A 9555-nucleotide genomic window follows, 5' to 3' on the forward strand; every position below is an offset into this window, starting at 1 on the left:
AAGTCGCTTTTTTTATGCAACTTATTTAAGTGCACTTTTTTTTAGTCCGTTGTACAAACCAAATATGGGACCAACAGCCAATATTAAAAACACAAAAATTGACGATGTTCCTGTAAAGTTTAGTAGTTGAATACTAACAATAGTAAGGCTAAATCCAATGCAGTTAACCAGGGTTAAAGCGGTTCCTTTTTGTTTTGCATCCATACTATTAGCAACTAAAGTTGAAAATAAAGGAGAGTCGGCGATGACTACCATTCCCCAAAAAAATAGAAATGGGATAAAATAATACACCGGTAAGTAAAAAAATACCGGAAGTAACAAACAGCAACTTCCCGAGGCAATTAAAAATAGATGGGCAGCTTTTTTTAGACTTGTTTTAGCAGCTAAATATGCTCCTGCAATACAGGCCAAACTTCCTGAGGAAATGATAAGAAAGGCGAGTAAAGAAGTATTTATATTTGTTGGATGTGTTTGTTTGTACAAAATAATAATGCTTGGTAAAAATGTCCAGAAGGCATACAATTCCCACATATGACCAAAATAGCCAGCAGCGGCCGTTTTTAATTTTTTATTTCTAAATAAATGGGTAATATTTTTAAAATTAGGTTTTGAGTTTGCACTTCTGTAAGGGCCGTCTGGTATAAATCTCCAGACGATAAGTCCACCAGTTGTAGCCAAAATAGAGGTGGCAATTAAGACCCATTGCCAATCAATATTTGAGAAAAATACACTTAGAAAATGTGGAAATGCGGTACCTAATACCAAAGCACCGACAAGCCAACCCAAGGCTTTTCCCAGTTTTTTATCGAAATAATCAGCGGCAATTTTCATACCTACAGGATAAATTCCAGCCAAAGCAAGTCCTGTAAAAAAACGAAAAGCAAGCAGGCTTAGGTAAGAATTGGATGGGAGCAATATGGCTAAATTGCTTAGACTTCCTAGTAATGCTGCAATTAGAAATAGTTTGGAAGGAGAGAATTTATCGGTAATATAAAAAATAGCTAGTAAAAAAGTTCCAGCAATAAATCCAAATTGAACAGCAGATGTTAGGCTTCCTAGGGCAGTTACCGGTAATTGATACGCATTAATTAATTCGGGCATGCAACCATTGCTGGCAAACCACAAGGATGTACAAAGAAATTGCGATAGAATTAGTAAAGTAAGCGTTGTGTTTTTAGTAAGCATAGTTTCTTTGTCTAAAGTAGGCGAATTACTTACAGGTTTTGGTAGATTTATCGATATAGTTTTTTACTTTATTGTGAATATTTCTATTTATTTTCAAGTTTTAATTGAAGAAAAATCTCATTTTTATGAACTGCTTTTTTAAATAATTTAAATACATAGCCAGCTATTGTGAGAATAATAAGTAGCTTATAGTATATAAATGAACAACCAAGATTCTCTGAGCTTTGGTTGCAATATAGTTGCAAACCAAGAGAAATTAAGCCTATATGTGTCAGTTGAACTAATAATGCACTTAAGTAAACAATTTTTCCCCCCTTTAATTCATATTAAATTTAAATATTTGTTTCGCGAATAATTCTTCTCATCGTAAGATGACAATTAGTTACACGAAAGAGTGTTTTAATCCTACAAGACGAGTTGAATTTGCTAATCATGAAGAAAGTTTATTAATAGAACAAAATTTTAAATCTAAATTCAAATAAATGAAGTCAATAAAAATGTTAGGGTATTGTTTAATGTCAGTTTTTCTTTTTACCGCTTGTGGAGAAAATAAAAATGTGACAGTTAAAAGTCCAGATAATAATTACACGTTTAAATTGAATGTTTCAAAGGATGGCTATCCTAAATATTCAATTGAATATAAGGAAAAAGAAATTATAGCTCCTTCAATTTTGGGTTTTGATATTGAGGGTGATGAACTTGATTTAAATGGACTTAAGATTGGTAAAATTACCCAAAAATCAGTGAATACTTCTTGGAGTCCAGTCTATGGAGAGAAAAATAAATATTCTGATATACATAAAGATGTGCTAATTCCTTTAGAAGGAAAAGGAGCTTTGTTTAATATTAGAGTAAGAATGTACAATGAAGGAGTTGCATTTAGGTATGAGTTTAAAGAAGATAAAGGTGTCACAATTCATAAAGAATTGACAGAGTTTTCTATGGCAGAAAATGCAGTTGCATGGGCGTCAGAACGTGCTCAAAGTGAGATTGTTAAACAATCTCTTTCAAAAATAAAAGGAGCCGTAGAAAGACCTTTATTAGTTGAGTTATCGGATGATTTATATGTGGCTCTTGGAGAGGCTGCGTTAGTTGATTATGCACGAATGATGTTTACAGCTAAAATATCAAACCCAGGTACTTTAGTAGCTGATCTGAGTAGTGAAATTGTAAAGGAAAAAGCGTTTAATACACCGTGGAGGTTTGTAATGGCAGGAGAAAAACCTAGTGCGTTATTGCAAAATAATGGTTTTGTTTTGAATTTAAATGAACCTAATAAATTAGAAGACACTTCATGGATTAGACCCGGGAAAATAATTCGCGAAAGTACCTTAACTACGCAAGGAGGTATCGCTTGTGTAGATTTTGCTGTTAAACATAATTTGCAATTTATCGAATTCGATGCAGGATGGTATGGTAATGAATACGATGACGCTTCTGATGCAACCACGATAACTATAGATCCAAAACGTTCTAAAGGACCTTTAGATCTTCATGGAGTTATTAAATATGCTAAAAGCAAAGGTATCGATGTTGTACTTTATGTAAACAGACGTTCCTTAGAGAAGCAATTAGACGAAGTGTTACCGCTGTTAAGTTCTTGGGGGGTAACGGGTTTAAAATATGGATTTGTTAATGTAGGTCCACAAGAATGGACCACTTGGTTGCACGATGCAGTTAGAAAAGCCGCAAAATATAATTTAATGGTCGATATTCACGATTCATACCGACCGACAGGTTATTCTAGAACCTATCCAAATTTAATGACTCAAGAAGGGATTAGAGGGGATGAAGAGTCTCCTGAAAATGCTCTGGTAATTAATACTTTATTTACCAGAATGATTGCAGGAGCAGGTGATCAAACAAATTGTTATTTTGCGCCTCGTGTTACTGAAAAAATGGGGTCGCATGTTTCACAATTAGCTAAATCTGTTTGTATTTATAGCCCTTGGCAATTTTTATATTGGTATGATAGACCAGAAGGTTCACATGCTGGCGAAGAGGGAGCAGGCGGTACACAAACCTTTATACAAGAAGTACCTGAATTGGCTTTTTACGATGCTTTACCAACCGTTTGGGATGATACAAAAATTATAGATGGATATCCAGGAGAGTTTGCAATTGTAGCGAGAAAGAGCGGTCAAGATTGGTTTGTAGGAGGGCTTACAGGGAAAACAGGACGTGAATTAAGTATAGCATTAGACTTTTTAGATAAAGATAAAACCTATGAAGCTACTATTTATTCCGATGACCAAAATATGGGGACAGGTACGAACGTTAAAATTGAAAAAATAAAAGTAACAAGTACTGATAATATTGCTAAAAAATTAATCAAACAGAATGGATTGGCGATTCATATTCAAGCCATTTAATATTGATGTTTTCTAAAATTATTTAATGATGAATAAAATATTTTTACCAATTTTAGGTTTGTTCTTTTTGGTCGGTTGCAAAGATGTGAAAAAGGAAGAAAAGGATCAGCATGAAAATAAGCAGCCTAATATTGTGTTTATATTAGCTGACGATTTAGGGAATTCCGATTTGGGCTTTACAGGTAGTGATCTCCATCAAACACCTAATCTAGATAAGTTTGCAAAAGAGTCTATGTATTTTGATCATGGCATGTCAGCACATCCTACTTGTCAACCCAGTCGTATTGGTATTCAAACTGGTAAATTTCCGGCTCATGTAGGGGCAGTTAGTCATGGAGATTTACGTAAAGTTGCAGGTACAGGGAATGAATTGCCTAAAGAAGAGGTAACTATTGGAACTGCGTTAAAAATGTCGGGTTACACCACTGCTCATATAGGGAAATGGCATGTTGGGACAAATGAAAATAGTCCTGAAAATCGAGGTTATGATGTTGATATTGCTTCCAATCAATTTTGCTGCCCTCCTAGTTATTTTGCGCCATTTAGAACTACAGTTCATGGAGATTATCGTGATGAGTTGGCAAATATTCAAGGATTGGAAGAATATCCAGACGGATACAATTTGACAGATGCATTATCTATGGAAGCTGTTAAATATATTAAATCTCAAAAGGGTGATAAGCCTTTCTTTTTGAATTTGGCTTTTTACGCTGTTCACACGCCAATACAGGGTAAAAAGAATTTAGTGAATAAATACAAAAAATTGATAACACCTACATCAAGGCATCGAAATCCTACTTATGCTGCTATGGTGGAAACACTCGATGATGGTGTAGGTCGTGTCCTTAAAGCATTAAAAGATTCTGGTTTAGCGGACAATACAATCGTTGTCTTTACAAGTGATAATGGAGGTGCTAAATATGCTAATATAACGGATAACTATCCGTTGCGAGATGGAAAAGGGTCGTCGTACGAAGGCGGCTACCGGGTGCCTGTAATCGTAAAATGGCCAGGTGTAACAAAGCCTAATTCCGTTAGTCATGAAAGAGTAATTGGGTACGATTTTTATCCTACTTTTCTTTCGATGGCTCATGCTGAAGGGGATGAAAAACATAATGAAGGACTTGATGGATATGATATTACGCCTGTATTACGTAAGCCAGATTCTAAATTGGATCAACGCGAATTTCACTTCCTTAAGTATCTTTCACTTATTCATTATAAAATTCCAATTGTAGATAGGAATCGTTGTGTTGAAACTGTTATAAAAGGAGATTGGAAATTGATGGAGTTTTTACCAATGCCTGATAATTATAAGGGGCGCTTTGAACTTTATAATATAAAAAAGGACCCAGCAGAAAAAAATAATTTAGTGTCTTTAAACCCAGAGAAAGTAAAAGAATTAAAAGCCTCTATGGAGAGGTGGAAAAACAGAATTGATGCTCCTCGTTATGATATGGAAAAGTTTTATGGAGGAAAGTAATAGGAAAAAATAGTGTTGTGTATAGCACATTAAATAAAGAGTTTATCTAGTAGGATGTTGTCCGTTATGAGAATACTTTATCATGTGAAAGAAAAGAATAATAATGCTGTTAAAGGGGTTCCCTAGCCCCTACAGTAATTGTTTTTTTCTTAAAATTTTGTAAGACTTGTTGGCTGAAACCTATTCTTTAAAACAGGAACAAATATGTCCGAAAATAATTTTTTATTACTTGAAAATAATCGAGATACCGTAAAATGAACTGCATTAAATTTCAAAAAATAATAAGTTGCTTTCTTATTGTAATATTTTTTTATTCTTGTAATAAAACTAAAAAAGCAGCATATGATTTAAGTCAAATAGCAAAACTTGAGCCTTTAGAAATAATAGGAGATAGTATAAGAATTGAAGGTGATTTAGGTAGTTTTAAAGTAGATAAGATAGTTTCAAACAAAACAAAAGGAGTACAATTAATTACTTTTAAATTTTCAGCAAACACACCTTCTCAATTGCAGCCTGTTTCCATAAAATTTAGTTTTCCTTCTTTGGCAATTAATGGTTATTGGAATCCTAAAATAGGGATTGATAAAGTAAATTATTACAACAGTGGTTTTTCAGCAAAAGCATCAAAATACGCCCCTTTATTGTCTTATTATGATAATGCGTTAAATAACCGTATTACAATTTCGTTATCTGATGCATTAAATAAATCTGAGTTTGTTTGTTATTTAAAAGAAGAAGATGTACAGTTTTATCCAGTTATAAAGCTTTTCGATGAAAAAATGCCTAAAACAAAAGAGTATGAAATTCAATTGCGAATAGATACACGAGTAACTCCATATTACAAGTCAATAGACGATGTAGTAAGTTGGTGGGCAAATAATCCGGACTATAAACCAATGAAAGTGCCAGATGATGCTAAAAAACCTATGTATTCAACATGGTATAGTTATCATCAGAATATTTCTAAAGATGAAATTGTTGCTGAATGTAAAATAGCCAAAAGTTTAGGGTGTAGCGCAGTTATTGTTGATGATGGGTGGCAAACTAAAGATGGAAATCGTGGTTATGCTTATACAGGTGACTGGAATCCCGATCGTATTGGCGATATGAAAAATTTTGTAAATGCCATACATGAAGAGGGTATGAAGTTTTTGTTATGGTATTCTTTACCTTTTATGGGGGAAAAGTCAAATAATTACTCCAAATTTAAAGGTAAATATTTAAGATATTGGAAAAGCCAAGGAGCTTATGTTTTAGACCCACGTTATCCAGAAGTACGGGCTTATATTGTTAATACGTACACAAAGGCCTTAACAGCTTGGGGATTGGATGGTTTTAAGCTTGATTTTTTAGGATGGTTTACGGCAAATAGCCATACTAAATTAACAAAATTAGAAGGAAGAGATTTTGCTAGTGTTAATGAGGCTACTGATGCTTTAATGACAGAGATAACGAATAAATTGACAGCATTAAAACCGGATGTGCTTATTGAATTTAGACAACCTTATATTGGCCCATTAATGCGAAAATATGGAAATATGTTTAGAGGTGTTGATGCACCGAATAATGCGGTAGCCAATAAAATAGAAACCACCAATTTGCGCATAATGGCTCAAAATACTGCTGTACATAGTGATATGTTTGTATGGAGACCAGAAGAGTCAGTAGAACAAGCGGCACTTCAAATATTAAACATTCTATATAGTGTCCCTCAATTGTCAGTTAAATTAAAAGACATTCCAGATGATCATTTAGAAATGATTCGTTATTGGTTTCGCTATTGGAATGAAAATCGGAATGTACTTATTGATGGTGAATTTTTACCATCAAATCCAGGAGCGAATTATCCTTTATTAACAGCAAAAAAGAATAAGCATCAAATAACGACAGTTTATGAAGACATTATCGTTTCTACTTCAAGCGGAATAAAACGGTTAGATATTGTAAACGCAAAAGGAACAACAAATATAAGTTTTCAATTAGAATCAGAATTCCAAGGTGAATTAACCGTTTTAGATTGTATGGGAGGAATTTTGTTTTTAGGTGAAGTAATTTTAGAAAAAGGAGTGAAAACGTATAAGGTGCCAAGGTCAGGAATACTAATTTTAAAATCGAAAACACTATAAATAAGAACACCAAATAAAAAGCCAAATGATTTTGCTTTAACGTTTAAAATTAAAATAAATTTAAATATGTATAGAATTAGTCTTATAGTTGTCTTCATAATGTGTAGTTGGGTAGTAAATGCTTCAGAAATTTATACATCACCTAATGGAGGAACGGCCAATAGAGGTACAAAAAAGGATCCAGTATCATTTGAAACAGCCATAAAAAGAGTTTCAGAGCAATTGAAAAAAAATGGGGTGCCAAAAGGAGGTATCACAATAAATGTTTTGGGAGGTTTGTATCGTTTCGTCTCTCCAATTGTTTTAGGAGAAGAGTTTAAAGGAACTGCAGAAAACCCTATTGTTATTAGAGCTGTTGAAGGAGAAGTTGTTTTGTTTGATGGGAGTATGCTTATTCCTTCTAAAGGTTTTTCAAAGGTTAGAAATAAAAAAGAACGTGCTCGTTTAGCAGCGGCGGTGGCCGATAAAGTAAGAGTGACTACAATTACTAATAATACCTTGCTAAATCGTTTTTCTGAAAACTTAATGCTTAATTTAAGCTTTAATGATGTCGAATTTTTGCCATCTGTTTTTCCGAATGAAGGTTATGCTTCTTTTAAAGAAAAAACTGTAGCACCTGAAGTTACACCTCCAGGAGTTCCTGTAGGTAAAGAGGCTCATGGCGTTAGAGCTGGAGCCGTTCCTTTTTTAGAACCAGGAAGAGAAAGATATTGGAAAGGTTCTTTGGAAGAGCCACGTGGAGCGCAAGCTGGATTTTCTAAAAAAGAAAACGAAATGGGAGGAACATGGTACCAATGGGAAAATGAAATAAAACGAAACAATACGCGAAATCAACTTACAGGTTTCATTGAAGCAAACTGGTTGTTAAGTTCTCAACCTATTTTTTCAGCTAGTGGAGCTACTGAAAGTATTCATCTTTCTAGAGTGCTTTCTTACGGTTGGGCTTGGAAAAAAAACGACAAACCTTTTCGTGTTTTTGGCTTGCTATGTGAACTAGACAAACCTGGGGAATGGCATTTTGACCCTATCACAAATCGCTTGTATGTTTATCCTCCAAAGTCTATTAATAAAAAAACAAAAATTAGTCTTTCGGTAGCAAAAGGTTTTGTGCATTTAAAAGAAGCTAGCCATGTACAAATAATAGGTTTGTCTGTGAAAAATGTTGGGGGAGGTGCGGTTTATGACATTGCAGGAGATCATAATTTGGTGGCTTCGGCAACTATTAGTAATTCTACTGCAACAGGTGTACGCATACATGGAACATATAATCGTTTAGAAGGTTGTGATTTAGTAGACTTAAACGCACATGTGCAATTGTCAGGAGGAAAACGAACAGCAAATAAAATTACAGAAGGGAATAATTTGGTGCAAAACTGTCATATTTATCAAAAAAAGTACAAGCATGAAAAGGTAAACATTGGGATGACAGGAGCTGGAAATACTTTTAGGAATAATCTAGTTCATAACTCATTAGGACAAGCAATGATCGTAAATGGAAATAATCAACTACTTGAGCTAAATGAGTTTTTTAATATTGGTTATGATGAGGGTGATGGAGGTGCAGTATATTCTGGTGCTGATTTAGCTGGTTATGGAAATGTTTATAAAAACAATTTTTTTCATCATTTAATGCATAGTCCAGGGAAGGTAGAAAGAGCAGGAATTCATTTAGATGATGGACAGTCGGGAGCAACTTGTATTGGAAATGTTTTTTATAAATCTGCCGGGAAAGGATTATTTGCCTTCGGTGGATCTGGACATAAGATGCATGATAACGTATTTTTAGAAGGTCAAAGAGGTGCTTATTTTGTAAGAAGTTTAGGAGATAAAATACAAAAAATAGAAAAAGAAATTCGTGCGAATAAAAACCATCATAGAAGAGGTGCTAAAGAAGATTATGTTGGAAGAGTAGAAGCGAGTATTGGTGTTAGTGGTTGGGCAAATCCGTTTTGGTTAGCAACTTATCCGAAATTCAACCAGGTAATGAGTGATACGGCTAGATATGGAAGACACTGGCCAATTAGATATAGTGTGAAAAATAATTTTTCATATAAAAATAAAATAACAGCGATTGCTGATCCTAGAATTGAGACGCAGGCATTGATGAAATCTGAAGTTGAGGCGTATAAAAAGGTTCAGCCCAATGATTTTGAAGATTACGAGAATTTAAATTTCCAATTTAAAAACACAGAAAAGTTTCCTAATATTCCTTTCAGTACTATTGGTTTAAAAAAAGACAAATATAGAAGTACTGTGCCAAATAAAGAGCATTATAGAGTTGGTATTAAAAACTTTTTTGAAGGAATTAGTAGTATGCCAGGAACTAAAAAAACGATCGATACTTCTGTTTTAGTTGAAGAATAATTTCTGACCTAGATAAAATATTTTA

At 33.9% G+C, this 9555-nt stretch carries 5 protein-coding genes; 4 read left to right on the plus strand and 1 reads right to left on the minus strand.

Going from position 1 to position 9555, the window contains the following annotated elements; all coding sequences use genetic code 11:
- Nucleotides 1-21: 21 nt before the first annotated feature.
- Nucleotides 22-1185 carry an MFS transporter gene (locus tag FGM02_RS07700; protein ID WP_139957717.1) on the minus strand — a complete coding sequence of 388 codons (1164 nt, stop codon included), beginning with the start codon at nt 1183-1185 and terminating at the stop codon, nt 22-24.
- Between the two features lie 482 nt (nt 1186-1667).
- Between FGM02_RS07700 and FGM02_RS07705 the strand changes: the two genes are divergently transcribed.
- The 4 genes from FGM02_RS07705 to FGM02_RS07720 all read left to right on the plus strand — a co-directional run bounded on the left by FGM02_RS07705 (nt 1668) and on the right by FGM02_RS07720 (nt 9530).
- On the plus strand, nt 1668-3557 hold the full coding sequence (locus FGM02_RS07705; RefSeq protein WP_139957718.1) for a glycoside hydrolase family 97 protein: 1890 nt from the start codon (nt 1668-1670) through the stop codon (nt 3555-3557).
- Nucleotides 3558-3582: 25 nt separating this feature from the next.
- Nucleotides 3583-5040 (plus strand): sulfatase, encoded by a 1458-nt coding sequence (locus FGM02_RS07710; RefSeq protein ID WP_139957719.1) that lies wholly within the window; start codon nt 3583-3585, stop codon nt 5038-5040.
- Nucleotides 5041-5294: 254 nt separating this feature from the next.
- On the plus strand, nt 5295-7166 hold the full coding sequence (locus FGM02_RS07715; protein ID WP_139957720.1) for a glycoside hydrolase family 36 protein: 1872 nt from the start codon (nt 5295-5297) through the stop codon (nt 7164-7166).
- A gap of 99 nt (nt 7167-7265) precedes the next feature.
- Entirely contained in the window at nt 7266-9530 is a 2265-nt protein-coding gene (locus tag FGM02_RS07720) for a right-handed parallel beta-helix repeat-containing protein (RefSeq protein WP_208021483.1), read from the plus strand.
- Nucleotides 9531-9555 lie beyond the last annotated feature (25 nt).

Source organism: Flavicella sediminum, from assembly GCF_006381105.1.
GTDB classification, from domain to species: Bacteria; Bacteroidota; Bacteroidia; order Flavobacteriales; family Flavobacteriaceae; genus Flavicella; species Flavicella sediminum.

What these genes read in the sequence shown, in the direction of transcription:
- FGM02_RS07700 (WP_139957717.1), bottom strand. Translation starts at nt 1,185, where the DNA reads ATGCTTACTAAAAACACAACGCTTACTTTACTAATTCTATCGCAATTT.
- FGM02_RS07705 (WP_139957718.1), top strand. Translation starts at nt 1,668, where the DNA reads ATGAAGTCAATAAAAATGTTAGGGTATTGTTTAATGTCAGTTTTTCTT.
- FGM02_RS07710 (WP_139957719.1), top strand. Translation starts at nt 3,583, where the DNA reads ATGATGAATAAAATATTTTTACCAATTTTAGGTTTGTTCTTTTTGGTC.
- FGM02_RS07715 (WP_139957720.1), top strand. Translation starts at nt 5,295, where the DNA reads ATGAACTGCATTAAATTTCAAAAAATAATAAGTTGCTTTCTTATTGTA.
- FGM02_RS07720 (WP_208021483.1), top strand. Translation starts at nt 7,266, where the DNA reads ATGTGTAGTTGGGTAGTAAATGCTTCAGAAATTTATACATCACCTAAT.